Raw genomic sequence first — 25634 nt, 5'->3', positions numbered from 1 at the left:
TCAGGCCCCTCTCTCGGCTGCCGACGCGCTGGCGTCAGCCGCGGTGTTCTCGGTAGCGGGAGCCGCCGAAGCGGCAGGTGCCTCGGCGGCACCCTCGGCGCGACGGCGTCCACCGCGCTCCGGGCGATCGCCCGCGCGAGCGGGGCGACGGTCACCGCGACCGGGCCGGCGGCCACCACCGGCGGCGTTGCGGGCGGCCTTCTGTGCCGCACGCTCTGCCCTGGTGCCGGAGACGTCACCCTTGTAGATCCAGACCTTGACGCCGATCCGGCCGAAGTTCGTCCGGGCCTCGTAGAAGCCGTAGTCGATGTCGGCGCGCAGCGTGTGCAGCGGCACCTGACCCTCGCGGTAGAACTCCGAACGACTCATCTCGGCGCCGCCCAGACGACCCGAGCACTGGATCCGGATGCCCTTGGCACCGGAGCGCATCGCGGTCTGCTGCGCCTTGCGCATGGCACGGCGGAACGCGACTCGCGAGCCGAGCTGCTCGGCCACGCCCTGGGCCACCAGCTGGGCATCGATCTCGGGGTTCTTGACCTCGAGGATGTTCAGCTGGACCTGCTTGCCGGTCAGCTTCTCCAGGTCGCCACGCACCCGCTCCGCCTCGGCGCCGTTGCGGCCGATCACGATGCCCGGACGGGCGGTGTAGATGTCGACGCGTACCCGGTCACGGGTCCGCTCGATCTCCACCGAGGAGATCCCGGCCCGCTCCAGGCCCTTGGTCAGCAGGTTGCGGATCTTGACATCCTCACCTACGTAGGCCGAGTAGAGCTTGTCGGCGTACCAACGGCTCTTGTGGTCGGTGGTGATCCCGAGGCGGAAACCATTGGGGTTGATCTTCTGTCCCATGCTCAGGCTCCCTTCTCAGACGAGTTCTTTGAGTTGACCGACAGTGCCGGTCGCGGTTCGACGACGACCGTGATGTGGCTGGCACGCTTCAGGATGCGGCTGGCGCTTCCCTTCGCGCGGGCCCGGATCCGACGCATGGTCATCCCCTCGTCCACGAAAGCCTGCGAGACGAACAGGTCGTCCCTTTTCAGGCCGTCGGTGGTCTCGGCGTTGGCCACGGCGCTGGCGAGCACCTTGTAGACCGGCTCGCTCGCCGCCTGTGGTGCGAACTGAAGCGTGTTCAGGGCGTCGGCGACGTCCATCCCGCGCACCAGGTCGACCACGCGACGCACCTTGGTCGGTGACATCCGGACCTGACGCGCGATGGCGTACGAGCCGGGACGTTCCCCGAGCAGGGCAGCGCGGCGGCTGGGCCGTGTCTTGTCCTTTTCGCTCATGATGAAATCAGATTCCTCTTGTGTCTCGCGACGCCTCAGCGGCGGCGTGCCTTACGGTCGTCCTTCTCATGGCCACGGAAAGTCCGCGTCGGGGCGAACTCCCCCAGCTTGTGGCCAACCATGGAGTCGGTCACGAAGACCGGCACATGCTTGCGACCGTCGTGCACCGCGATGGTGTGACCGATCATGTCGGGCACGATCATCGAACGACGCGACCAGGTCTTGATCACATTCTTCGTTCCCTTTTCGTTCTGAACCTCCACCTTCTTGGCGAGGTGGTCATCAACGAAGGGACCCTTCTTCAGGCTGCGTGGCATAACTTCCTGGCTCCCAATCAGCGCTTCTTGCCGGTCTTGCGACGGCGGACAATCAGGCGAGTGCTCGCCTTGTTCTTGTTTCGAGTACGACCCTCAGCCTTGCCCCACGGAGAAACCGGGTGACGACCGCCGGAGGTCTTGCCCTCACCGCCACCATGGGGGTGGTCGATCGGGTTCATGGCCACACCGCGGACAGTCGGGCGCTTGCCCTTCCAGCGGTTGCGGCCGGCCTTGCCCCAGTTGATGTTGGACTGCTCGGCATTGCCGACCTCGCCCACCGTTGCGCGGCAACGGACATCAACAAGTCGCATCTCGCCGGACGGCATCCGCAGTGTCGCGGTCTTGCCCTCACGGGCGACCAGCTGCACCGACGCGCCGGCCGAACGGCCGATCTTCGCACCACCCCCGGGACGCAGCTCCACGGCGTGCACGACGGTGCCGACCGGGATGTTGCGCAGCGGGAGGTTGTTGCCCGGCTTGATGTCGGCGGCCTCGCCGGCCTCGACCACCGCGCCCTGGCCCATGCCATGCGGCGCGATGATATAGCGCTTCTCGCCATCGGCGAAGTGCAGCAGCGCGATCCGCGCGGTCCGGTTCGGGTCGTACTCGATGTGAGCGACCTTCGCCGGAACGCCGTCCTTGTCATACCGCTTGAAGTCGATCAACCGGTAGGACTGCTTGTGTCCACCGCCGATGTGCCGGGTCGTGATCCGTCCGGTGTTGTTACGACCACCCGTCTTCGGGCTGGGACGCAGCAACGACTTTTCCGGGGTCGACCGGGTCAGCTCCACGAAGTCGGCAACCGACGAGCCACGACGGCCCGCGCTTGTCGGCTTGTACTTACGGATACCCATGAGGTCTAGTCCTTATCGCTATCTGTGTTCTCGAAGACTCGGTCAGCCGACCGGGCCGGAGAAGATGTCAATGCGCTCGCCTTCGGCGACGCTCACGATGGCGCGCTTGGTATCGGGACGCTTGCCCATACCGCTGCGCGTGCGACGCTTCTTGCCAGTCCGGTTGATGGTGTTCACGCTCGTGACCTTGACCTTGAAGATCGTCTCCACGGCGATCTTGATCTCGGTCTTGTTGGCGCCGGGCGCCACCAGGAACGTGTACTTGTTCTCGTCCAGCAACCCGTAGCTCTTCTCGCTCACCACAGGGGCGAGCAGGACATCGCGGTGATCGCGGATCTTCAGGGTGTTGCTCACTTGTCCTCCTCCTCGGCGGCCGTGGCGATCTCGGCATTGGTCGGCTCGACCTCGCTCTCACGGGCGACGGCGGTGGCACTCTTGCCGCTCGCCGGACCGGCCAGGAAGGCCTCCAACGCGACCGAGGTGAAGACCACGTCGTCGGCGACGAGCACGTCGTAGGCGTTGATCTGGTCGACAGCCAGCGCGTGGATGTGAGCCGCGTTGCGCAGGCTCAGCCAGGCGAGGTCTTCGTCTCGACCCAGCACGACCAGCAGCTTGGCGGAGTCGGTCACCGCGGCCAGCGCGGCAAGAGCTGCCTTGGTCGACGGGTTGTCCCCCGACACCAGGTCGGAGATGACATGCACGCGGCCGTCACGGGCCCGGTCGGACAGGGCCCCGCGGAGCGCAGCGGCGATCATCTTCTTGGGCGTCCGCTGGGCGTAGCCGTGCGGGGTCGGGCCGTGCACAACGCCACCGCCGACCCACTGCGGAGCACGACGCGAACCCTGCCGGGCGCGGCCGGTGCCCTTCTGCCGGTAAGGCTTGGCGCCACCGCCACGCACCTCGGCGCGGGTCTTGGTGGAGTGCGTCCCCTGTCGGGCTGCGGCCAGCTGGGCCACCACAACCTGGTGGATCAGGGGGATGTTGGTCTGGACGTCGAAGATCTCCGCAGGCAGATCGGCGGTGCCGCTCTTCTTGCCCGTCGGGTCGAGCACGTCAACGGTGCGGTTCTCGCTCATGCCACCTCTCCTCTCTTGGCCGCGCTGCGCAGCACCACGAGGCCACCCTTGTTGCCAGGGATGGCGCCCTTGATCAGGATCAGCCCTCGCTCAGCGTCGACGGCGTGCACGGTCAGGTTCTGCACGGTGACCCGGTCGACACCCATCCGGCCGGCCATCTTCAGACCCTTGAAAACACGACCGGGGGTGGCGCAGCCGCCGATGGAACCGGGCGAGCGGTGCTTGCGGTGCACACCGTGGCTGGCGCGCAGACCGTGGAAGCCGTGCCGCTTCATGACGCCGGCGGTGCCCTTGCCCTTGCTGACCCCGGTGACGTCGATGACCTCGGCGGCGGCGAACACGTCAGCAGCCAGCTCCTGGCCGAGCGTGTACTCCGAGGCGTCAGAGGTGCGGATCTCGACCAGGTGCTTGCGTGGCGTGACCCCGGCAGCTTCGAAGTGGCCGGCAGCCGGCTTGGTGACCTTCTTCGCCTTGATCGCGCCGAAGCCGAGCTGGACCGCGTTGTAGCCCTCTCGGTCGGGGGTGCGGACCTGCGTCACGACGCACGGTCCGGCCTGGACGACGGTGACCGGCACGATGCGGTTGTTCTCGTCCCAGAGTTGGGTCATGCCGAGCTTGGTGCCCAGCAGCCCCTTCACTTTACGTTCGCTCATGATCTGTTCGTCCCTCAGAGCTTGATCTCGATGTCGACACCCGCGGGGAGGTCGAGCCGCATCAGCGAGTCGACGGTCTTCGGGGTGGGGTCGATGATGTCGATGAGCCGCTTGTGCGTACGCATCTCGAAGTGCTCGCGGCTGTCCTTGTACTTGTGCGGAGAACGGATCACGCAGAACACGTTCTTCTCGGTCGGCAGCGGCACCGGGCCGGCAACCTTCGCACCCGTACGAGTCACCGTGTCGACGATCTTGCGCGCCGACGAGTCGATGACCTCGTGGTCATAGGCCTTAAGCCTGATGCGGATCTTTTGTCCCGCCACAGTTAGTCCTTCTGCTCGTACTGCTACTACCGGCAAATTCCTGCTGTTCCCGGCCGGAGCCGAGTGTCTCTCCTGGTACGACCCCCGAGGTCGGGCGTGTCGTACTTGCTGGACACGCCAGAGCCCGCAGTTCCTGCGTGCTAGGGGTGGCGTCCGACCCTGAGGCCAGACTTTCTGGAAGTCTCGCGGTGCGGCGGCCTGGACCTTGACAGTCCCATGGCACACCCCGGCGACTCCGTCGGAGCAACCCGAAGATTCTGTCAGAGTTCGTGCGCCATGCCAAATCGAGCCGGATTCAGGCTCGAGACGCGCGATCTCTGTCCGTCGAACGTAACACGCGAGCGCCCACCGCCCTAATGGTCGTGGGTGACCGCTCAGTCGATGGCGACCGTGAGCAGCAGTACCGCATCGGTCTGCGCCTGCACGCTGTGCCGCTGGGGTGGAATCGCGATCAGCTCACCGGCCCGCAGCGGCCACACCCGATCCCCCGCCAGCAAGCTGGCCTCCCCGCGGAGCACCTGCAACGACGCCCCGGACGGCGAGGCATGCTCGGCGAGCTCGGCGCCGGCCAGCAACGCGATCATGGTGACCCGCTGCACGCTGCCGCTGATCAGCGTCCGGGCGGCCCGCTGGGCGGGCGAACCGCCGGCCTCGTCCAGCAGTTCGACAGCGTGGTCGCTGAGCGGAACGGCTGTGTGGTCTGCTGCGTGTTCCTTCATCGGGTTCGCTCCCATCCGCGCGGCGGCGTCCGGGCACCAAGGCGGTCGTCCCGGCTTCGATAGACGATGTAAGGCCTGGTGACATAGCCGAGCGGAGCGCTGAAGACATGCACCAACCGGGTGAACGGCCACAGCGCGAACAACAGCATGGCCACCATCGCGTGCACCTGGAATCCTAGCGGCGCGGCCGCCATCAGCTCGGGCTGCGGCTGGAACCAGAACAGCCCGCGGAACCAGATCGACACCCCTTCGCGGTAGTCGTAGTGACCGAACAGGTTGGCGATGGCGGTGTTGGCCAGACCCAGCAGGATCACCGTCGCCAGCACCAGGTACATCAGCTTGTCCATTCTGGTGGTGGCCGAGAACACCGGTCCGACGGTGCGCCGGCGGTAGATCAGGATGGCCATCCCTGCCACCGTGCAGATCCCGGCGACGCTGCCCATCCCGACGGCCATCGCGTGGTAGGCGCCCTCCGGCACCCCGGCGGCGTCGGTCCAGCTCTTCGGGACCACCAGGCCGGCGAAGTGGCCGACGGCCACGACCAGGATGCCGAAGTGGAACAGCGGGCTGCCGAGCCGGAGCAGCCGGTTCTCGTACAGCTGGGACGAGCGGGTGGTCCAGCCGAACTTGTCGTAGCGGTAGCGCCAGATGTGTCCGACCACGAAGATGGTCAGGCAGATGTAGGGAATCACCACCCAGAGCACGACGCTCATCGGTACCCTCCCCTGCCGTACTGGTCGCTGCCGACCGGCATGTACTCCGGCGGCGCGAAGGCCTCCAGCCCCACATCCTCCTCCGGTGGACCCTGCTCGGCCAGCTGGACCACCGCCTCCCAGTCGTCACCACGCAACGGCGGCAGGGTGGCGCGAAGCGCGTCGGCGACCAGCGCCCACGGCGAGGACGCCTCCGCCAGCGCCAGCCGCAGCAGCTCGAAGCCGGCTCGGTAGTCCAGCAGCAGCTTCCAGCCCAGCCGCTGGTCGGTGGTGGCCGCGTACTCCAGCACCACCGACAGATGATCGGGCAGCTCGTCGGGGCCGAGCACCAGACCGGAGCGCAGGTAGGTCTGCTTGAACCGGAGCAGGGCGATCCCCCGCTTGCGGGTGTCGCCGCTGGTGAAGTAGGTCAGGAACAGACAGCACTTCTTCTGGTGATCGAAGGTGCGGACGTACTCGGCCGCCAGTTCCTCCGGCGGACGGCTCTGTAGGTAGTCCAGGAACTCGCGCAGCGGCCGGCCGACCTCGTCGGGCAGCTCGGCGCTGGCGTTGCGGATCAGCGTCGTCTGCTCCAGCAGCCGTTGATCGGGATAGTCCAGCAGCAGCGACACGCTCTGCCAGGCGATGGTGAGCTGGTCGGGTCGCAGCCGGGGTTCGGGGTGTCGGCCGATCACGGGGCCTTCTCCCCGCTGGAGCCGTCCTCTGCTGACCCGCCCGGGGGGAACAGTCCCGCCGGCCGGCCCTTGCCGTCCCAGTTCAGCAGGTTGACCCGGCCCCGCTTGTCCCCCGGCTCGGTCAGTGAGCCGCTGGTCTGCCGGTCCCGCAGCATCTGGAAGTTCTCCACCGCGATCGGCACCGGAGCACCGGAGCCTTCCCCGAACGGCCCGGACCCGCCCATCCCGGGGCCGCCCTCGTAGTCCAGTGAGCACTCCGTGGCCAGCTCCTCCAGCGAGTGCGCCTGCTCGGCGTGTGCCGGCGGGATCACGTACCGCTCGTCGTACTTGGCGATCGCCAGCAGTCGGTACATGTCCTGCAGCGCAGACCCGGTCATCCCGACCGCAGCGGCGATCGACTCATCCGGCGCGTCCCCCATCGAGATGTCGCGCATATAGGAGCGCATCGCCGCCAGCTTGCGCAGCACTCCGGTGACCGGGGCGACGTCCCCGGCGGTGAACAGTTCGGCCAGATACTCCACCGGGATCCGCAGCGACTCGATGGCGGCGAACAGGTTGCCCTTGTCCTCGGCGTCATGGCCGGTGTCACGCACGATGTCGACGACCGGTGACAGCGGCGGGATGTACCAGACCATCGGCATCGTCCGGTACTCCGGATGCAGCGGCAGCGCCACCTCGTAGGTGTTGATCAGCGCCCAGACCGGGGAGCGCTGGGCCGCCTGGATCCAGTCCCTGGGGATCCCGGCCTGCTCGGCCGCCCGGACCACCGCCGGGTCGTTCGGGTCGAGGAAGACGTCGCGCTGGGAGCGGTACAGGTCGTGAGGCTCCGTCACCGAGGCGGCGTCGAGCACCCGGTCCGCGTCGTACAGCATCAGCCCGATGTAGCGGAGCCGCCCGACGCAGGTCTCCGAGCACACGGTGGGGATGCCGACCTCGACCCGGGGGAAACAGAAGGTGCACTTCTCCGCCTTGCCGGTGCGGTGGTTGAAGTAGATCTTCTTGTAGGGGCAGCCGGACACGCACATCCGCCACCCCCGGCACCGATCCTGGTCGACCAGCACGATGCCGTCCTCGGTGCGCTTGTAGATCGCACCGGAGGGACACGAGGCCGCGCACGACGGGTTCAGGCAGTGTTCGCAGATCCGTGGCAGGTAGAACATGAAGGTCTGCTCGAACTCGAACTTGACCTTGTCCCCGAGGTTCTTCAGCATCACATCGCGGTGCCCGTGGTCGGTCGAGCCACCAAGATCGTCATCCCAGTTGGCCGACCAGGAGACCTTCATGTTCTCGCCGGTCAGCAACGACTTGGGACGTGCGACCGGGGTGTGCTGCTGGGCCGGTGCATCGGTCAGGGTGGAGTAGTCGTAGGTCCACGGCTCGTAGTAGTCGTGGATCGACGGGAGCTTGGGGTTGGAGAAGATCGTCAGCAGCTTCTTGAACCGGCCGCCGGCCCGCAGGCTGAGCCGGCCGCGACGGTTCAGGGCCCAGCCGCCCTTCCAGGTCTCCTGGTCCTCGTAGCCACGCGGGTAGCCCTGCCCTGGCCGGGTTTCGACGTTGTTGAACCACACGTACTCGGTGCCGGACCGGTTGGTCCAGGCCTGTTTGCAGGTCACCGAGCAGGTGTGGCACCCGATGCACTTGTCCAGGTTCATCACCATCGCCATCTGCGCCATCACACGCATATCAGGCCTTCCTGGTCGTCGCTGCGGTCATCAGTACTCCACCTCCTGGGAACGGCGACGGATGACCGTCACCTCGTCCCGTTGGTTCCCGGTCGGCCCGAGGTAGTTGAACGCGAACGACAGCTGCGCATAGCCGCCGATCAGGTGGCTCGGCTTGATCAGCAACCGGGTCAGCGAGTTGTGGATCCCGCCGCGCCTGCCGGAGGTCTCGGCGATCGGGACGTCGATCAGCCGGTCCTGGGCGTGGTGCATGTACACAGTGCCTTCCGGCATCCGGTGCGACACGATCGCCCGCGCCACCACCACCCCGTTGCGGTTGACGGCCTCCACCCAGTCGTTGTCGTGGATGCCGACCTTGTCGGCGTCGGCATTGCTCATCCAGATGGTCTGCCCACCGCGGGACAGCGAGAGCATGAACAGGTTGTCCTGGTATTCGGAGTGGATCGACCACTTGTTGTGCGGCGTCAGGTAGCGCACCGTCACCCCGGCGACCCGCCCGGACGACCCGTCGGAGACGTCGCCGATCACGGGTTCGTCGAACAGCGCCGCCATGTTGAGCGGAGGTCGGTAGACCGGCAGTCCCTCACCCAGCTCGGTCATCCAGTCGTGATCGAGATAGAAGTGCATCCGGCCGGTCAGGGTGTGCCACGGCTTGAGTCGCTCGACGTTGATGGTGAACGGCGAGTAACGGCGGCCGCCGGACTCCGAACCGGACCACTCGGGCGAGGTGATCACCGGAACGGGGGCGTTCTGGGTGTCGGCGAAGGTGACCTGCTTGCCCTCGTGCTCCTCGGCCAGGTCCGCCAGCCGGGTGCCGGTGCGCTCCTCCAACGTCTTGAAACCCTGGGTGGCGAGCATCCCGTTGGTGGTCCCCGACAGCGCCAGGATGGCTTCGCAGACGTGCACGTCCCGTTGCAGTGAGGGGCGGCCGTCAGCGGGGCCGCCGCGGACCACGCCGTTCTTCTGGGCGAGGTAGCGCAGCGGCGTGGCGAGGTCGAACGTGATCCCCTTCGTGGTGGCGCCGAGACTGTCCAGCAGCGGCCCGACAGCGTTCATCTTGGCGCCGACCGCTCCATAGTCCCGCTCCACCTCGACCAGCTTCGGCATGGTGACGCCGGGGATGGGGTCGCACTCCCCCGCCTTCCAGTCCCGGACCACCCCGTGCGGGTTGGCCATCGCGTCGGGAGTGTCGTGGGTCAACGGCACCGCCACCACGTCACGGCGCACCCCCAGATGGGTGGCGGCCAGCTCCGAGAACTTCGCGGCGATCGTCTGCCAGGCGTCCCAGTCGGTCCGGGTCTGCCACGGGGGCGGGATCGCCGGGTTGAACGAGTGCACGAACGGGTGCATGTCGGTGGTGTTCAGGTCGTGCTTCTCGTACCAGGTCGCTGCCGGCAGCACGACATCGGAGAACAGGGTGGTGCTGGTCTGCCGGAAGTCGAGCGTGAGCAGCAGGTCCAGCTTGCCCTCCGGCGCCTGCTGGTGCCATTTCACGTCTCTGGGCCGCACTCCCTCGGCGGTCTCGGTGGCACGCAGGGACGAGTCGGCACCGAGCAGGTGCTTGAGGAAGTACTCGTTGCCCTTCGACGAGGAGCCGAGCAGGTTGGCGCGCCAGATGGACAGCACCCGGGGAAAGTTCTCCGGAGCGTCCGGGTCCTCCCCGGCGAAGCCGAGCTTGCCTGTGGTCAGCTGCTCGACGACGTAGTCGGCGACCGGCTGACCGGCGGCCGCAGCCTGGTCGGCCAGCTCGAGCGGGTTCCGGTTGAAGGTCGGGTAGGACGGCATCCAGCCCATCCGGGCGCTCTGGGCGATCACGTCGGCGGTGCTCTTGCCGGCCAGCTGGCCGAGCCCGGTAGTGGCCGACAGCGTGTCGGCGCCGAACTGGTCGTAGCGGAACTGGTCGGTGTGCAGGTACCAGTAGGCGGTCTGGATCATGTTCCGCGGCGGCCGGGTCCAGTCCAGCGCGTTGGCCATCTGGGTGTAACCGGTGATCGGTCGCACCTTCTCCTGCCCGACGTAGTGGGCCCAGCCACCACCGTTGACCCCCTGGCAACCGGTCAGGTTGATCAAGGTCAGGAAGGCCCGGTAGATCGTGTCGGAGTGGAACCAGTGGTTGGTGCCGGCCCCCATGATGATCATGGACCGGCCGTGCGACTGCTCGGCGTTCCGGGCGAACTCACGACCGATCCGGGCCGCGGCAGCGGCCGGCACGCCGGTGATCTGCTCCTGCCACGCGGGGGTGTAGGGCGCGGACGCGTCGTCATAGGAGGCGGTCCAGTCACCCGGCAGGCCGGCCCGGCCGACGCCGTACTGCGCCAGCAGCAGATCGAACACGGTGGTCACCAGCCGGTCCCCGATCCGCCGGGCAGGCACACCGCGGGCCAGAGTCTGGGCGGCGCCGTCGGGTGCGTCGAAGCGGGGCAGCGAGACCAGCACCGGCTCGTGGTCACCCTCCAGCATCGACAACCGGGGCTCGACCGGACCGAGCTCGAGGTTCCACTTCCCCACCCCGGCGTCGCCGTACCGGTGGCCGAGGGACCCGTTCGGCACGACCAGACCGTCGGTGAGCGCATCGACCAGGACCGTCTTGAACGCGGCGTTCTCCTCGTGCTGATGGTCCGGCAGGTCGGCGGCGGTGAGGAACTTGCCCGGCCGGAAGCCACCGTCGCCGTCATCGCTGAGGCAGACCAGGTGCGGCAGGTCGGTGTACTTGGTCACATAGTCGCTGAAGTAGGGCGTCGACCGGTCGACGAAGAACTCCTTGAGCACGACATGGCCCATCGCCATCGCCAGGGCCGCATCGGTGCCGGGCCTGGCCGGCAGCCACTCGTCGGCGAACTTGACGTTGTCGGCGTAGTCCGGCGAGACGACGACCACCTTCTGCCCGCGGTAACGGGCCTCCGTCATCCAATGCGCATCGGGGGTACGGGTGACCGGGACGTTGGAGCCCCACATGATCAGGTAGCCGGCGTTCCACCAGTCGCCGGACTCGGGTACGTCGGTCTGGTCACCGAACACCTGCGGCGAGGCCACCGGGAGGTCGGCGTACCAGTCGTAGAAGCTGAGCATCGACCCGCCGATGAGGTTGACGAAGCGGGCCCCGGAGGCGTGCGAGACCATCGACATGGCGGGGATCGGGGAGAAGCCGGCGACGCGGTCGGGGCCCCACTTCTGGATCGTGTGCACATGGGCGGCAGCGACCATCTCGGTGGCCTCGTCCCAGCTCGCCCGGACCAGACCACCCTTGCCGCGGGCCGCCTTGTAGCTGTGGGCCCGCACCGGGTCGTCGACGATGTCGGCCCAGGCGGCGACCGGGTCGCCCAGCCGGTTCTTCGCCTCGCGGTACATCTGCAGCAGCACGCCACGGACGTAGGGGTAGCGGATCCGGGTCGGAGAGTAGGTGTACCAGGAGAAGGCGGCGCCACGCGGACAGCCTCGCGGCTCATACTCCGGACTGTCGGGGCCGACCGACGGATAGTCGGTCTGCTGCGACTCCCAGGTGATGATGCCGTCCTTGACGTACACCTTCCAGGAGCAGGAGCCGGTGCAGTTGACGCCGTGCGTCGACCTGACCACCTTGTCGTGGCTCCACCGGTCGCGGTAGAAGTCGTCTGCCTGGCGGCCGCCGATCTTGTACATCGTCCGGGAGTCGTCCGAGATCTGAGCCCGGGTGAAGAATCGCCGGGTGCGAACCAACGCCTGGGTGAACGGACCGTCGAGCTGGGCGGGTGGTCGTTCCCGGCGCAGGTTGTCGTCGACGGTCATCGGCTCGGCTCCTCGACGGCGGTAGCGGCGGCGGCACGCCGGCGACTACCGGATCGGACCACGGTCAGGGTGAACAGCAGGGTCGCGGCGGAGACGATGGCCAGCAACGCCAGCCCGAGCCCGTAGCCGCCGGTCCAGGTGTAGACAGCGCCCATCACCAGTGGCGGCACGAAACCGCCCAGACCACCGGCGGCACCGACCACTCCCGTCACCGATCCGACCTTCGCCGGCGGCGTGACCTCGGCCACCAGGGCGAAGGTGGCTCCGCTGCCGGCGCCGAGCGCCGCCGCCATGGTCAGGAACGCGATGGTGCCGAGCACGAACAGTGCCGGGGTGAAGGACTGGACGAAGGCGAACACGGCGACCAGGGCGTACACCGCGGCCAGCACCCGGAGCGAACCGAGCCGGTCCGACAGCCAGCCGCCGACCGGGCGCATCAGCACTGCGACGAGCACGAAGCCGGCCATCCGGTTCGACGCGTCGGCCTGGGTCAGTCCGTAGGCGGTCTTGAGGTAGGCGGGCAGGTAGACCGAGAACGCGACGTAGCCGCCGAAGGCGACGGCGTAGAGGATGGCCGCCTGCCAGGTGATCGGCAGCCGGGTGGTGGTCACCAGCCGGCGGAGGAACAACTCGGTCGGTGCTCGCCGCCCCGGCGCATCCCGCAGCAGCAGCCAGGCCACCACGGCATAGACCGCCAGCGCCACGGCAGTGATCAGGAACGGCGTGGTCGGGCCCAGCCCGACGACCAGCTTGACCGTTGTCAGTGCGCTGATGGCGGTGCCGCCCATGCCGGCGCCGAAGACGCCGACGGCCAGGCCACGCCGTTCCGGCGGGAACCAGGCGTTGACAAAGGGGACACCGACGGCGAAGGCCGTACCGCCGATGCCGAGGAAGAAGCCGCCGATGATCAACAACGCCAGCGAGTCCTGTCCGAACAGCCCCAGAAACAGCACCGGGACGATGGTGGCGGCCGAGACCAGCGGGAACATCACCCGACCACCGAACCGGTCCGTCAGCGCTCCCACTGGGATGCGACCGAGCGAGCCGACGATCACCGGCACCGCGACCAGCAGCGCCTGTTCGGAGCTGGACAGCTGGAGAAGCTCCTTGAACCTGGGACCGAGCGGGCTGAGCAGCGCCCAGGCCCAGAAGTTGATGGCGAAGCCGAGGGTGGCCAGAACGAGCATCTGCCACGCCCTGGCAGGGATCGACCTGGCTGGGGTCGACGCGGTCCCTGCGCTCGGACCCCCACGGCCCGGACCACCTGACTGCCCGCTCATCCAACCTCCCACTGCTGTCTCGAGCTGTTCGGTTCCCGGCCACGGGCCCGGTGAGCAGCGTTCGGGGGCCGTGCGGACCAGGAAAGGACGAGGTGGTGATCATCTCCGGCAGCGGCCTTCTGCTGATCATCGGCGCGCGTGCTGCACCGACGGCAGCAGGACGATGTCGGTGTCCTCCCACGCCTCGTCGTCACCTCATCTTGCACGAACGGTCGCGGCAGGGCTAGGGCTTGGCCGGTAAACGGTTCACAGTCGGGACGAAAGTCCCGGCGCCCGCAGTGCAGATCAAGCGCCCGGAGGCCTGGGCTGCCGCGCTGCTGTTGCACGGAACGTGAACTGCATAGGGTTGGGCGCGTGAAGGTCGGACCTGGAGTGGCTGCAGCCCATCCCTCGACGGCCCAGGCCGGTGCGGACATCCTGTGGCGGGGTGGTTCCGCGGCCGACGCCGCGGTGGCGATGATGCTGGTCAGCTGCGCCGCCGAGACGATCTTCACCGGCCTCGGCGGCGGCGGTTTCGCCGTCTACTACGAGGCTGCCACCAGGCGGGTGCACTGCGTCGACTTCTTCGTCGCCGTACCGGGCCTGGACGGTCGGACCGCCGGGCCGGGCACGCCGATCGAGGTCTCGCTGGGCGGTCAGCCGATCCCCTACGACATCGGCGCCGCTACCGTCGCCGTCCCGGGCAACCCGGCCGGGGCCCATCACCTCTGGCGGCGCTGGGGCCGCCTCGACTGGGCCGACGTGGTCGAGCCGGGACACCAGGCGGCGCACGGCACGCCGCTGCCGTACGAGCATGCGGCGCTCCTGCCGCACATCACGTCGGCCATGCACGCCGGCGACGGCGCCCGGGTCTACCGGCGCCCGGACGGCACCAACCTGCAGGCCGGTGACCTGCTGCACCATCCGGACCATCCCGCGGCCTATGCGCTGCTGGCCGACGACCCTGCCGGGTTCTACACCGGAGCCTTCGCCGCGGCGGCGGTCGCTGCTGTCGCCGACGGCGGAGCGCTGTCGATGGCCGATCTGGCCGCCTACCGGGTGCGGGAGTCCGAGCCGGCCGGGGTGGACATCCGTGGCCGTACGGTGCTGGCGCGCGGCGACGACCTCGACGACGTCCTCGGCACCCTGGCCCGGGCGGCGGTCGGGGTCAGGGCCGACCCGCTGCACGATCCGGCGGCGGCGCTCGCCCTGGCTGCGGCGCTGCGCGGCCCGGCTCGGCGGGCGGAGACCACCAACCTGGTGGCCGTCGACAAGGACGGGAACGCCTGCGCCGTCACCACCAGCCTCGGCCTCGGCGCCGGCATCTGGGTCCCCGGCTTCGGCGTGCACCTGAACTCCATGCTGGGCGAGGGGGAGCTGATCCGGGAGGCGTTGCACCCGGGCAGCCGGATGGGTTCGATGATGTCGCCGCTGGTCGCCCTCGACGGTGACCGGAACCTGATCCTCGTGGCCGGAGCGGCCGGCGGGTCACGGATCCGGCCGGCGTTGGTGCAGTGCGTGCTGCGGGTGCTGGCCGGCGCGGCCCCGCAGCAGGCCATCAACGCGCCGCGGTTGAATGCGCTGCCGGCGGCCGTACGGCTCGAACCCGGCTTCTCCGACGCGGTCGTCGACGCACTGCGGCTGGCGGGTGACGAGGTGCTCGTGTCCGAACGGCTCGACCCCTACTTCGGCGGCGTCTCGGCCATCGGCGTCGAGGGCGGTGGGGCCGATCCGCGACGCAGTGGAGTGGTGATTCCTGCGATAGGCTGATCCGGCCAGCGGAAAGGGAAACCGGTGTGAATCCGGTGCTGCCCCGCAGCGGTGAGTGGGAACGACAGCTGTCATAGAGCACTGGGCGTCCTCGTGTCGACGACACGGGTGGGCCTGGGAAGCGACAGCCGGTAGGTCCGGCCGAAAGGCCCCGCCCACGAGTCCGAAGACCTGCCGTTGGCGCACGGGTCGCCGACCTGTGCGTCTGGGGTCGCGAGGGACGACCACCCGGTGCACTCTGCGAGGAGTGCTCGTGTGAGGCCCCAGGCAGCTGGAAGCAGGTGCCCTGACCGCGCGGTCGACGGACCAGGCGCCCCGACCAGGGCGCGCCCGCGCCCGGGAGCACACATGAACCACACCACCACCCACAGGTCACCCTCGTTGACCACGCTGATCGGCACGTTGGCCGCCTCGGCAGCGCTGCTGCTGGCCGGCTGCGGAACCGGCACCGGTACCGGACCGGCCGGTGGGCCGACTCCGGCCGCCGTCGGAGCCGACGGCTGCATCACCCACTTCGACGCCGAGACCGACTACTACCCCACCAAGCAGAGACTGCAGTACGCCCGGAACTTCACCCTGAGCTACCACCGCTCGTACCAGGTGCTGACCGTCAAGCAGCCGGTCGTCGGCGGCAAGCCGGAGAGCTACGTCCTGGTGCGGTGCGGGGCGAAGGCCCCGGCATTGACCGGGGAGCTCGCCAAGGCCACTGTCCTGACCACCCCGGTGAAGAGCCTGTTCTCGGCGTCCACCACGCACATCCCCTCACTGGAGGCGCTCGGCAAGCTCGGCGTCCTGACCGGGGTCTCGTCCAAGGCGTTCATCTCCTCCAAGGCCGCCCAGCAGCGGGTGGCGGAGGCAGGGGTCACCGAGTTCGCGCCGGCCGGCACGACCGACGCCGAGAAGATCGTGGCGGCCAAGCCCGACGTGCTGGTCACCGGCGGGGTCGAGGATCCGGCGTACGCGACGGTGCGGGACGCGAAGATCCCGGTCCTGGCCGATGCCGAGTTCCTCGAGAACGACCCGCTCGGTCGGGCCGAGTGGATCAAGTACTTCGCCGCCCTCACCGGTACCGAGGACAAGGCCACCGAGGTGTTCGGCAGGATCACTCACGACTACGACGCGGCTGTCGCGCTGGCCAAGGACGCGAAACCCACCGAGGCGGTGGTGAGCCAGCCCTACCAGGGCGTCTGGTCGGTACCCGCCGGCGGCAGCTTCATGGGGCGGATGCTGACCGACGCCAGGGGCAGCTGGCCCTATGCCGACGACACCTCGACCGGCAGCATCCAGACCGATCTGGAGACGGTCTTCGCCAAGTCCCGGACGGCCCCGGTCTGGCTCACCTCAAGCAACTGGACCACCAAGAAGGAGGCGCTGGCCGAGGAGCCGCGGTTCGCCGAGTTCGCCGCCTTCAAGTCCGGTCAGGTGTGGGCCCCCAGCCTGCAGGTGAACGCGTCCGGCGGCAACAACTTCTACGAGCTGGGCGTGCTGCGCCCGGACCTCACCATCACCGACCTGATCGCCATCCTGCATCCCGACCTGATGCCCGACCACACCTTCACCTTCTACCGGCAGCTGCGGTGACCGCGCTCCCCCGGGCCGGTGTCGGTGTCCGTGTCCGTTCCGGTGTCGGTGTCGGTTTCCCAAGTCGACTTGGGAAACTGTCACTGGACGCGGCAAATTTGCCGCGTCCAGTGACAGTTTCCCTGGCCCGGTGGGGCCGCCGATGAGGTCGACCGTGGTGCTGGTGGCGCTCGGCGCGCTGGCGGTCGTCGCCGTGGTGGTGGCGATCTCGACCGGATCGGTGACCATCCCGGTGCACGCACTGTGGTCCTACCTGAGCTCCGGGGATGCCGGCCAGCCCGGCTGGACCGTCCTGCTGGACCAGATCCGGCTGCCCCGGGTGGCGACGGCCGCACTCGCCGGGGCCGGCCTCGCCGTCGCCGGGCTGTTGATGCAGACGATGTTCGCCAACCCGCTGGCCGACCCGTACATCCTCGGGGTGTCCTCCGGCGCCAGCCTGGGCGTCGCTGTCGTCACCCTCGGCACCGGCACCGCGACCACCACCTTCGTCTCGGCTGTCGGCGCCGGACGGCTGAGTGTGGTCGCCGCTGCCGCGGTCGGATCGTTGGCGGTCCTGCTGCTGATCCTGCTGCTGGGTCGCTGGGTACGTTCGGTGGTCACCTTGTTGATCCTCGGCGTGATGCTGTCCTCGACCATCGGTGCGGTCGTGTCGCTGTTCCTGGCGTTCGCCGACCCGGCCCGGCTGCAGCGCTTCGTGCTCTGGGGCCTGGGGTCGTACGGCGGAGTCACCCGCACCGACCTGCTGGTGCTCAGCCCGGTTGTGGTGATCGGTGTCGTCACGGCCCTGCTGCTGAGCCGCTCACTGAACGCCCTGCTGCTGGGTGAGCGCTACGCCCAGACGATGGGAGTCAACGTGTCGCTGGTCCGGGTGGTGGCGGTCACGGCGACGGCGTTGATCGCCGGCAGCGTGACCGCCTACTGCGGCCCGATCGCTTTCCTCGGTATCGCCGTCCCGCACCTGGCCAGGCTGGGCATCGGCACCTCGGACCATCGGGTGCTGCTGCCGGCGACGGTGCTGATGGGGATCACCGTGTCGGTGCTGTGCTCGGTGGTCGCCCAGCTGCCCGGCACCGATGCGGTGCTTCCGCTGAACGTGGTCACCGCACTGCTCGGGGCGCCGGTCGTGATGGTGGTGCTGCTGCGGTCACGGCGGCTCGCGGCGGGGGCGGTCTGATGGGCACTCCCGACCCGGGGCTGCGACTCACCGATGTGGTGGTCGGCTACCGCTCGCCCCGCCGCTGGCCGCTGCGGGGAGTCGACACCGTTGTTGTGGCCGACATCAACGCCCGTGCCGAACCCGGAACGGTGACGGCGGTGCTGGGCCCGAACGGCGCCGGCAAGTCCACGCTGTTGCGATCCCTGATGGGGCTGCAGCCGCTGCTGGCCGGGTCCGTCACCCTCGCCGGTGATGAGCTGGACGGCCTGCCGGCCAGGGAGCGGGCCCGCCGCAGCGCCGTCGTCCTGACCGACCGGGTCGAGGTGGGTCTGCTCACCGGCCGCGAGGTGGCCGAACTGGGCCGGCATCCGCACCATGGCTTCTCCAGCCGGTTGAGCCCGGCGGAGCACCGGCTGGTCGACGACACCCTGCAGCGGCTGCACGCCGAGGCTCTGGCGGACCGGCGGTTCTCCGAGATGTCGGACGGGCAGCGCCAGCGCATCCTGCTGGCGCGCGCGCTGGTCCAGCAGCCGGAGCTGCTGTTGCTGGACGAACCGAGTGCCTTCCTCGACGTCGGGGCGCGCGTCGACCTGATGGCCCTGCTCCAGGCGATCGCGGCCGACCGCGGCATCACCGTCGTGCTGTCCACCCACGAGGTGGAGCTGGCGCTGCGGATGGGTGACGCGCTCTGGCTGATCGACGGTTCGAGGCTGTCCAGCGGTACCGCCGATGAGCTGATCGCCAATGGCGAGATCGGCCGGGTCTTCGAAACCGCCGTCACCCACTTCGACCCGGGCAGCCGTACGTTCCAGCTGAGACCCTGACCGGTCGCCTCGGCCCTTCGACAGGCTCAGGGCGCGAGAGAGGCTCAGGGCACGGGCAGGCTCAGGGCACGGGCAGGCTCAGGGCACGGGCAGGCTCAGGGCGCGAGACAGGCCCCGGGCGCGAGACGGGCTCAGAGTGCGGGCGGGCGCAGGGGCGAGCAGTCACAGGGGCGAGCGGCTGGGCTCAGGGTGCAGGTTCGGCAGGAGATAGGGTCACGGTGTGACTCGGCATCCCGCATCGACCTACCGCCTTCAGATCCGGCCCTCGTTCACGCTGCAGCAGGCCGCGGAGATCGTCGACTACCTGGCTGAGCTCGGTGTCGGGGCGGTCTACCTGTCGCCGTTGCTGACCTCGACGACCGGTTCGGACCATGGCTATGACACGGTCGACCCACTGACCATCGACCCTGCCAGGGGTGGCGAGGAAGGGTGGCGGTCGCTGCTCGCCGCCGCCCGCGCGGCAGGGCTCGACGTGGTCGTCGACATCGTCCCCAACCACCTCGGGGTGGCCGTCCCGGCCGAGAACCCGGCCTGGTGGGACGTGCTGAAGCACGGCCGGGACTCGGCGTACGCCGACTGGTTCGACATCGACTGGAGCCGACGCATCCTGCTGCCCGTACTGGGCGACGACGCCGCGCTGGAGCTGGTCGGAGACGAGCTGCGGTACTTCGAGCACCGCTTCCCCGTCGCCCCGGGCACCGTCGAGCCCGGCGACACCGCCGACGCGGTGCACGACCGCCAGCACTACCAGCTGGTGCACCATTCCCGCGGCGACAGCGAGCTCAGCTACCGCCGCTTCTTCACCGTCACCAGTCTGGCCGGCGTACGGATGGAGGACCCGGCTGTGTTCGAGGCGACCCACGTCCGGGTACGCGAGTGGGTCCAGCAGGGTGTCCTCGGGCTGCGGGTCGACCACCCCGACGGCCTGGTCGACCCGGCCGACTATCTGACCCGGCTCCGCGCGTTGGCGCCGCAGGCCTGGATCACCGTCGAGAAGATCCTGGAACCCGGCGAGAAGCTGCCCGACTGGCCGGTCCAGGGCAGCACCGGCTACGACGCGATGCGTGAGGTCAACGGGATCTTCATCGACCCCGCTGCCGAGGTCACCTTTACCGGGCTCTACCAGCGCCTGACCCGCGACCGGCGCAGCTTCGCTGACCATGCCGCGCTGGGCAAGCGGCTCGCCGCCAGCGAGCTGCTGGTGGCCGAGGGTCGACGGATGGCGGCGCTGGTGCCGGAGCTCGAACATGTCCAGGACGCCCTGGTCGAGATCGCCACCGCCTTCGAGGTCTACCGCTCCTATCTGCCGGAGGGCGTCGAGTACCTCGACCGCGCCGTCGCTACGGCCCGTCAGCGGGTCGTCGAGCGCGCCGAGCCGGAGGTGGCCGAGCGCATCGCCACCATCGACGCTCTGGGACCGCGGCTGCACGACCCTCAGGACGAGCTGGCTCGCCGGTTCCAGCAGTTCACCGGTGCGGTGACGGCCAAGGGGGTCGAGGACACCGCCTACTACCGCTACTCCCGGTTCCTGGCGCTGAACGAGGTGGGCGGCGACCCGGACCACTTCGGGCTGTCGTTGGCCGAGTTCCATGCCGCCCAGCAGGTGCGGCTGGCCGACCAGCCCGAGTCGATGACCTCGCTGTCGACGCACGACACCAAGCGTGGCGAGGATGTCCGGGCGCGGCTCGCGGTGTTGAGCGAGATCGGGCCTGAGTGGGCGGCGGTCGCGGCCCATCTCGGCTCGGGCGACGACTTCGCCCGGTTCACCGCCGAGCATCCGGCGTTCGCCGAGCTCAACCCGGCCTTCGAGTACCTGATCCGCCAGACGATCGTCGGCGCCGGGCTGGTCGACCGGGACCGGATCCATGCCTACGTCGAGAAGGCGATCCGCGAGGCCAAGGACGGCACCACCTGGACCAGCCCGAACGAACCGCTCGAGGGGGTCGCCCATGCTCTGGTCGACCGGCTGTACGACGACGAGCTGGTCCGCGACGAGCTGCAGCGGCTGCTCAGCCTGATCGAGCAGCCCGGCTGGGCCAACGCGCTCGGGCAGAAGCTGGTCCAGCTGACCATGCCGGGCGTGCCCGACGTCTACCAGGGCACCGAGCTGTGGGACGACTCGCTGGTCGACCCGGACAACCGCCGGCCGGTGGACTTCGCCGCACGCCGACGGCTGCTCGCCGGCCTGGGGCGGGATCAGGCGCCCTACGTCGACGGCTCCGGCGCAGCGAAGCTGTGGGTGACCCGGCAGGCGCTGCGGCTGCGTCGGGACCGGCCGGAGCTGTTCGGCAGCTACCGCCCGCTCTACGCGACCGGGCCCGCCGCCGACCACCTGTTGGCTTACGACCGCGGAGGTGCGGTCACGCTGGCCACCCGACTGCCGATCCGGCTGTCCGAGCAGGGCGGCTGGGATGGCACCACGCTCGATCTCGAGCAGGCGATGACCGATGTCTTGACCGCTCGGGCCTATCCGGCCGGGCAGGTGGCCGTGGCGGAGCTGTTGGACCACTACCCGGTGGCTCTGCTGGTCATCGGCTGACGCCCGGCACCCTGAAAACCTGGACGCCGTTGGCCGGGGCCCGCCGAGCCAGGCGGGGCCTCCGGCGGCGGGGTGCAACGCGCTCCAGATTCTCAGGGTGTGGAAGGCTGGCCCCATGGCACTCTCCAAGGTCGCCCTGATCACCGGCGGCAGCCGCGGCATCGGTGCCGCAACCGCTCGCGCGCTGGCAGCCGAGGGCTGGGACATCGCCATCAGCTATCGGGCCCGCCAGGATGCGGCCGAGCAGGTCGCCGAGGAGTGCCGCGCACTCGGCCGCCGCGCTCTGACCGTCCGAGCCGACGTGTCCGACCAGGACGACATCGCTGCCCTGTTCGCGGCGGCCGCCACCGGACTCGGCGAGATCGACGCCGTGGTCAACAATGCCGGGGTGGTCCCGCCGGCGTCGCGGGTCGAGCACTACGACGCGGATCGGGTCAACCAGCTGTTCGCCACCAACGTCACCGGCGCCTTCCTGGTCGCCGCCCACGCCGTCCGGCGGATGTCGAGCATGCACGGCGGCCGCGGCGGAGTGATCGTCAACGTCTCCTCCCGGGCGGCCGTGCTCGGTGGTGCCGGGGAGTATGTGGACTACGCCGCCAGCAAGGCCGCCATCGACGCGCTGACGATCGGTCTCGCCGCCGAGGTGGGCGCCGAAGGCATCCGGGTGGTGGGCGTTCGTCCCGGGTTGATCGACACCGAGATCCACGCGCCGGGACGACTGGAACGGCTCGGCAGCACCCCGCCGATGGGGCGTCCGGGCACCGCCGAGGAGGTCGCCGACACGATCGCGTTCCTGGCCTCCGACCGTGCCTCCTACCTGACCGGCACCACCGTGGACGTCAGCGGCGGGCGCTGAGCCTCCCAGCCAACCGGCAGCGCCCCGGGAACGGCAAAGGGCCCCGGCACCGCGATGCGGTACCAGGGCCCAGAGTCTGCAACCAGCTCAGTGTGAGGTGATCACTTGAGAATCTTCGTCACCCGACCGGCGCCGACGGTGCGGCCACCCTCACGGATAGCGAACTTCAGTTCCTCCTCCATGGCGATCGGCTGGATCAGCTGGACGGTCATGTCGGTGTTGTCACCGGGCATCACCATGTCCGTGCCCTCCGGCAGGTTCACCACACCGGTCACGTCAGTCGTACGGAAGTAGAACTGCGGACGGTAGTTGTTGAAGAACGGCGTGTGACGGCCGCCCTCCTCCTTGCTGAGGATGTAGACGCGTGCCTCGAAGTCGGTGTGCGGGGTGGTCGTACCCGGCTTGATCACGACCATGCCACGCTCGACGTCCTCACGCTTGGTGCCACGAAGCAGCAGACCCACGTTCTCACCGGCCTGGCCCTCATCGAGCAGCTTGCGGAACATCTCGACGCCGGTGACCGTGGTGGTCTGCTTGGTGTCGCGGATGCCGATGATGTCGACAGTCTCGTTGACCTTGACGACGCCCCGCTCGATCCGACCGGTGATGACGGTGCCACGACCGGTGATCGTGAAGACATCCTCGACCGGCATCAGGAACGGCTTGTCGGTCTCACGGACCGGCTGCGGGATGTACTCGTCGACAGCGTCCATCAGCTCGAGGATCGACTGCGACCACTTCTCGTCGCCGTTCAGCGCCGGGAAGGCGGCGACCCGGACGACGGGGACGTTGTCGCCGTCGAACTCCTGGTCGGAGAGCAGCTCGCGAACCTCGAGCTCGACGAGCTCCAGGATCTCCTCATCGTCGACCATGTCGCACTTGTTCAGCGCCACCACCATGGCCGGCACGCCGACCTGGCGGGCCAGCAGCACGTGCTCGCGGGTCTGCGGCATCGGGCCGTCGGTGGCGGCGACAACGAGAATCGCACCGTCCATCTGAGCAGCGCCGGTGATCATGTTCTTGACGTAGTCGGCGTGCCCGGGGCAGTCGACGTGCGCGTAGTGACGCTTCTCGGTCTGGTACTCGATGTGAGCGATCGAGATCGTGATACCGCGCTGACGCTCTTCCGGGGCCTTGTCGATCGAGTCGAACGGGGACGCCTGGTTGAGGGTGGGGTACTTGTCGTGGAGCACCTTCGAGATCGCCGCGGACAGCGTGGTCTTGCCGTGGTCGATGTGCCCGATGGTGCCGATGTTGACGTGCGGCTTTGTCCGCTCGAACTTGGCCTTTGCCACTTGGGCTCCTTCTAGGATTGTCGCCACGCTTTTCGCGGGGCGTACTTGGGTTTGGACTACTTCGGTCGTTCCGAGATTTGGTTCGGCCTAAGTTTTGTGTACGAATCCGTACGGGTCAAACTGGTTGCGGCCGAGCAGCCGGTGAGGCTGTTCCGCGCCGCAACCGTCGCGCTCACTCGCCGCGGGCCTTCTGGATGATCTCGTCCGCGACGTTCTTCGGGGTCTCTGCGTAGGAGTGGAACTCCATCGAGTACGACGCCTGGCCGGAGGTCTTGGACCTGAGGTCGCCGACGTAGCCGAACATCTCCGACAGCGGAACGAGCGCGTCCACGACCTTGTTGCCGTGCCGGTCGTTCATGGCCTGGATCTGGCCGCGGCGGGAGTTGAGGTCGCCGATCACGGTGCCCAGGTAGTCCTCGGGGGTGGTCACCTCGACGGCCATCATCGGCTCCAGCAGAGCCGGGTCGGCACGCCGGGCGGCCTCCTTGAAGACCATCGAGCCGGCGATCTTGAAGGCGAGCTCAGACGAGTCGACGTCGTGGTAGGCGCCGTCCTGCAGCGTCACCTTGATGTCCTCGACCGGGTAGCCGGCGAGCACACCGAACTGCATGGCCTCCTGGATGCCCTCATCCACTGCCGGGATGTACTCCCGCGGGATGCGGCCACCGGTGACGCCGTTGACGAACTCGTAACCCGAGCCCGGCTCCAGCGGCTCCATGTCGATGATCACCCGGGCGTACTGGCCCGAGCCACCCGACTGCTTCTTGTGGGTGTACTCGACCTTCTCCACCTTGCGGCGCAGGGTCTCGCGGTAGGCGACCTGCGGCTTGCCGATGTTGGCCTCGACCTTGAACTCACGCTTCATCCGGTCGATCAGCACCTCGAGGTGCAGCTCGCCCATCCCCGCGATGATGGTCTGACCGGTCTCGTCGTCGGTGTGGACGCGGAAGGTCGGATCCTCTTCGGCCAACCGCTGGATGGCTGTGCCCAGCTTCTCCTGGTCGCTCTTGGTCTTCGGCTCGATGGCCTGCTCGATCACCGGCGCCGGGAAGTCCATCGACTCCAGTACGACCGGGTTGGCCTGGTCGCAGAGGGTCTCGCCGGTGGTGGTGTCCTTCAGGCCCATCACAGCGACGATCTGACCGGCGCCGACGCGGGCGATCTCCTGACGCTTGTTGGCGTGCATCTGGTAGATCTTGCCGATCCGTTCCTTGCGCTGCTTGGTGCTGTTCAGAACGGTCGTGCCGGTCTCCAGGAAGCCCGAGTAGAGCCGGATGTAGGTCAGCTTGCCCAGGTGCGGGTCGGCGGCGATCTTGAACGCCAGCGCCGCGAACGGGTCGTCCTCGGTCGGGTGACGGTCGATCTCGACCGACTCGTCGCCGGGCTTGAAGCCCTTGATGGCGGGCACGTCGAGCGGCGACGGCAGGTAGTGGATGACCGCGTCGAGCAGGGGCTGGACGCCCTTGTTCTTGAACGCGGTGCCACACAGCACGGCGGTGATCGAGCTGGACAGCACCGCACGACGGATCGCGTGCTGGAGCTGCTCGACGGTCGGCTCCACGCCCTCGATGTAGAGCTCCATCAGCTCGTCATCGTGCTCGGCGACCGTCTCGATCAGGTCATGGTGCGCCTGCTCGGCCTTCGCCTTGAGGTCGGCCGGGATGTCCTCGATCGTGTAGTCCTCGCCGATCGCGGTCTCGCCGCGCCAGGTCAGTGCACGCATCCGGACCAGGTCGACGACGCCGATGAAGTCGGCCTCGGACCCGATCGGCAGCTGCAGCACGGCCGGGATGGCGTTCAGCCGGTTCTTGATGGTCTCGACGCAGAAGTCGAAGCTGGCGCCGGTACGGTCCAGCTTGTTGACGAAGCAGATCCGCGGCACCTCGTAGCGGTCGGCCTGACGCCAAACGGTCTGGCTCTGCGGCTCCACGCCGGCGACACCGTCGAACACGGCCACGGCACCGTCGAGGACGCGGAGCGAACGCTCCACCTCAACCGTGAAGTCCACGTGGCCAGGGGTGTCGATGATGTTGATGGTGTGGTCTTTCCAGTGGCAGGTCGTTGCCGCGGAGGTGATGGTGATCCCCCGCTCCTGCTCCTGCTCCATCCAGTCCATCGTCGCTGCGCCGTCGTGCACTTCACCGATCTTGTAGTTGATGCCGGTGTAGAACAGGATGCGTTCGGTCGTGGTGGTCTTGCCCGCGTCAATGTGGGCCATGATCCCGATATTGCGAACCTTGCCCAGGTCAGTCTTGATCTCGACAGCCACGGAAGCGTTCAACCTCTAATTCT

22 protein-coding genes and 1 riboswitch are annotated in these 25634 nt (G+C 68.5%); of the genes, 6 read left to right on the top strand and 16 right to left on the bottom strand.

Annotation, left to right across the window (positions count from 1 at the left end; translation table 11 throughout):
• The 14 genes from rpsC to JOE57_RS12365 form a co-directional block, all read right to left on the bottom strand.
• Positions 1 to 849, bottom strand: a complete 849-nt coding sequence (rpsC, locus tag JOE57_RS12430) for a 30S ribosomal protein S3 (RefSeq protein WP_204918388.1) — start codon at positions 847 to 849, stop codon at positions 1 to 3.
• A gap of 2 nt (positions 850 to 851) precedes the next feature.
• Positions 852 to 1286 (bottom strand): 50S ribosomal protein L22, encoded by a 435-nt coding sequence (rplV, locus tag JOE57_RS12425; protein ID WP_204918386.1) that lies wholly within the window; start codon positions 1284 to 1286, stop codon positions 852 to 854.
• Between the two features lie 35 nt (positions 1287 to 1321).
• Complete coding sequence (gene rpsS / locus JOE57_RS12420; RefSeq protein ID WP_204918384.1) at positions 1322 to 1603, bottom strand: 30S ribosomal protein S19; 282 nt, start codon at positions 1601 to 1603, stop codon at positions 1322 to 1324.
• 17 nt (positions 1604 to 1620) lie between these two features.
• Positions 1621 to 2457: a 50S ribosomal protein L2 gene (gene rplB / locus JOE57_RS12415; protein ID WP_204918383.1), complete on the bottom strand. Its 837-nt coding sequence runs from the start codon at positions 2455 to 2457 to the stop codon at positions 1621 to 1623.
• Positions 2458 to 2499: 42 nt separating this feature from the next.
• Positions 2500 to 2811: a 50S ribosomal protein L23 gene (gene rplW, locus JOE57_RS12410; RefSeq protein ID WP_204918381.1), complete on the bottom strand. Its 312-nt coding sequence runs from the start codon at positions 2809 to 2811 to the stop codon at positions 2500 to 2502.
• Positions 2808 to 3533, bottom strand: a complete 726-nt coding sequence (gene rplD / locus JOE57_RS12405; protein ID WP_204918379.1) for a 50S ribosomal protein L4 — start codon at positions 3531 to 3533, stop codon at positions 2808 to 2810. Before rplD ends, rplW begins: the two co-directional genes overlap by 4 nt.
• A complete protein-coding gene (gene rplC, locus JOE57_RS12400) occupies positions 3530 to 4186 on the bottom strand; it encodes a 50S ribosomal protein L3 (protein ID WP_239578930.1) in 657 nt (218 codons plus the stop codon). Before rplC ends, rplD begins: the two co-directional genes overlap by 4 nt.
• A 14-nt stretch (positions 4187 to 4200) precedes the next feature.
• The gene (rpsJ, locus tag JOE57_RS12395; RefSeq protein ID WP_012923688.1) at positions 4201 to 4509 is read right to left on the bottom strand and encodes a 30S ribosomal protein S10; all 309 of its coding nucleotides are present in this window, start codon (positions 4507 to 4509) and stop codon (positions 4201 to 4203) included.
• A 374-nt stretch (positions 4510 to 4883) separates the two neighbouring features.
• On the bottom strand, positions 4884 to 5228 hold the full coding sequence (locus JOE57_RS12390) for a cupin domain-containing protein (protein WP_204918377.1): 345 nt from the start codon (positions 5226 to 5228) through the stop codon (positions 4884 to 4886).
• Positions 5225 to 5941 (bottom strand): respiratory nitrate reductase subunit gamma, encoded by a 717-nt coding sequence (gene narI / locus JOE57_RS12385; RefSeq protein WP_204918376.1) that lies wholly within the window; start codon positions 5939 to 5941, stop codon positions 5225 to 5227. Before narI ends, JOE57_RS12390 begins: the two co-directional genes overlap by 4 nt.
• Complete coding sequence (gene narJ, locus JOE57_RS12380) at positions 5938 to 6615, bottom strand: nitrate reductase molybdenum cofactor assembly chaperone (protein WP_204918374.1); 678 nt, start codon at positions 6613 to 6615, stop codon at positions 5938 to 5940. The genes narI and narJ overlap by 4 nt, the downstream gene beginning before the upstream one ends.
• Positions 6612 to 8297: a nitrate reductase subunit beta gene (narH, locus tag JOE57_RS12375; RefSeq protein WP_204918372.1), complete on the bottom strand. Its 1686-nt coding sequence runs from the start codon at positions 8295 to 8297 to the stop codon at positions 6612 to 6614. Before narH ends, narJ begins: the two co-directional genes overlap by 4 nt.
• A 30-nt stretch (positions 8298 to 8327) precedes the next feature.
• Positions 8328 to 12062, bottom strand: coding sequence for a nitrate reductase subunit alpha (locus JOE57_RS12370; RefSeq protein ID WP_204918370.1), 3735 nt, complete (start codon positions 12060 to 12062; stop codon positions 8328 to 8330).
• On the bottom strand, positions 12059 to 13249 hold the full coding sequence (locus JOE57_RS12365) for an MFS transporter (protein WP_204918369.1): 1191 nt from the start codon (positions 13247 to 13249) through the stop codon (positions 12059 to 12061). The genes JOE57_RS12370 and JOE57_RS12365 overlap by 4 nt, the downstream gene beginning before the upstream one ends.
• Before the next feature lie 447 nt (positions 13250 to 13696).
• On the opposite strand from JOE57_RS12365, the gene JOE57_RS12360 reads away from it, so the two are divergent.
• The 6 genes from JOE57_RS12360 (at position 13697) to JOE57_RS12335 (ending at position 22047) form a co-directional block, all read left to right on the top strand.
• Positions 13697 to 15091, top strand: a complete 1395-nt coding sequence (locus JOE57_RS12360) for a gamma-glutamyltransferase (RefSeq protein ID WP_204918368.1) — start codon at positions 13697 to 13699, stop codon at positions 15089 to 15091.
• A riboswitch (cobalamin riboswitch) is annotated at positions 15064 to 15284 on the top strand. It overlaps the preceding gene by 28 nt.
• A gap of 155 nt (positions 15285 to 15439) precedes the next feature.
• Entirely contained in the window at positions 15440 to 16672 is a 1233-nt protein-coding gene (locus JOE57_RS12355; RefSeq protein ID WP_204918366.1) for an ABC transporter substrate-binding protein, read from the top strand.
• A gap of 142 nt (positions 16673 to 16814) precedes the next feature.
• Entirely contained in the window at positions 16815 to 17846 is a 1032-nt protein-coding gene (locus tag JOE57_RS12350; RefSeq protein WP_204918364.1) for a FecCD family ABC transporter permease, read from the top strand.
• Positions 17846 to 18652, top strand: a complete 807-nt coding sequence (locus JOE57_RS12345; RefSeq protein ID WP_204918362.1) for an ABC transporter ATP-binding protein — start codon at positions 17846 to 17848, stop codon at positions 18650 to 18652. The genes JOE57_RS12350 and JOE57_RS12345 overlap by 1 nt, the downstream gene beginning before the upstream one ends.
• A gap of 220 nt (positions 18653 to 18872) precedes the next feature.
• A complete protein-coding gene (gene treY, locus JOE57_RS12340) occupies positions 18873 to 21191 on the top strand; it encodes a malto-oligosyltrehalose synthase (RefSeq protein ID WP_204918361.1) in 2319 nt (772 codons plus the stop codon).
• Between the two features lie 115 nt (positions 21192 to 21306).
• On the top strand, positions 21307 to 22047 hold the full coding sequence (locus JOE57_RS12335) for an SDR family oxidoreductase (RefSeq protein ID WP_204918359.1): 741 nt from the start codon (positions 21307 to 21309) through the stop codon (positions 22045 to 22047).
• A 101-nt stretch (positions 22048 to 22148) separates the two neighbouring features.
• Here JOE57_RS12335 and tuf read toward each other — a convergent pair whose 3' ends face one another.
• Both tuf and fusA read right to left on the bottom strand, forming a co-directional pair.
• A complete protein-coding gene (gene tuf / locus JOE57_RS12330) occupies positions 22149 to 23342 on the bottom strand; it encodes an elongation factor Tu (protein ID WP_204918357.1) in 1194 nt (397 codons plus the stop codon).
• 172 nt (positions 23343 to 23514) lie between these two features.
• Positions 23515 to 25611 carry an elongation factor G gene (gene fusA, locus JOE57_RS12325; RefSeq protein WP_204920422.1) on the bottom strand — a complete coding sequence of 699 codons (2097 nt, stop codon included), beginning with the start codon at positions 25609 to 25611 and terminating at the stop codon, positions 23515 to 23517.
• Between the last annotated feature and the right edge of the window lie 23 nt (positions 25612 to 25634).

The organism is Microlunatus panaciterrae (assembly GCF_016907535.1).
GTDB classification, from domain to species: Bacteria; Actinomycetota; Actinomycetes; order Propionibacteriales; family Propionibacteriaceae; genus Microlunatus; species Microlunatus panaciterrae.
The sequence above is the reverse complement of the archived record's forward strand: the minus strand, read 5'-3'. Positions and strand labels throughout refer to the sequence as shown.

Bases quoted from the DNA above. Each gene is read 5' to 3' on its own strand.
- JOE57_RS12335 (WP_204918359.1), top strand. From the start codon at position 21,307: ATGGCACTCTCCAAGGTCGCCCTGATCACCGGCGGCAGCCGCGGCATC.
- JOE57_RS12350 (WP_204918364.1), top strand. From the start codon at position 16,815: ATGAGGTCGACCGTGGTGCTGGTGGCGCTCGGCGCGCTGGCGGTCGTC.
- narH (WP_204918372.1), bottom strand. From the start codon at position 8,297: ATGCGTGTGATGGCGCAGATGGCGATGGTGATGAACCTGGACAAGTGC.
- JOE57_RS12345 (WP_204918362.1), top strand. From the start codon at position 17,846: ATGGGCACTCCCGACCCGGGGCTGCGACTCACCGATGTGGTGGTCGGC.
- JOE57_RS12390 (WP_204918377.1), bottom strand. From the start codon at position 5,228: ATGAAGGAACACGCAGCAGACCACACAGCCGTTCCGCTCAGCGACCAC.
- rplV (WP_204918386.1), bottom strand. From the start codon at position 1,286: ATGAGCGAAAAGGACAAGACACGGCCCAGCCGCCGCGCTGCCCTGCTC.
- rpsS (WP_204918384.1), bottom strand. From the start codon at position 1,603: ATGCCACGCAGCCTGAAGAAGGGTCCCTTCGTTGATGACCACCTCGCC.
- rplC (WP_239578930.1), bottom strand. From the start codon at position 4,186: ATGAGCGAACGTAAAGTGAAGGGGCTGCTGGGCACCAAGCTCGGCATG.
- rplD (WP_204918379.1), bottom strand. From the start codon at position 3,533: ATGAGCGAGAACCGCACCGTTGACGTGCTCGACCCGACGGGCAAGAAG.
- narI (WP_204918376.1), bottom strand. From the start codon at position 5,941: ATGAGCGTCGTGCTCTGGGTGGTGATTCCCTACATCTGCCTGACCATC.
- JOE57_RS12370 (WP_204918370.1), bottom strand. From the start codon at position 12,062: ATGACCGTCGACGACAACCTGCGCCGGGAACGACCACCCGCCCAGCTC.
- rplB (WP_204918383.1), bottom strand. From the start codon at position 2,457: ATGGGTATCCGTAAGTACAAGCCGACAAGCGCGGGCCGTCGTGGCTCG.
- rpsC (WP_204918388.1), bottom strand. From the start codon at position 849: ATGGGACAGAAGATCAACCCCAATGGTTTCCGCCTCGGGATCACCACC.
- JOE57_RS12355 (WP_204918366.1), top strand. From the start codon at position 15,440: ATGAACCACACCACCACCCACAGGTCACCCTCGTTGACCACGCTGATC.
- JOE57_RS12365 (WP_204918369.1), bottom strand. From the start codon at position 13,249: ATGCTCGTTCTGGCCACCCTCGGCTTCGCCATCAACTTCTGGGCCTGG.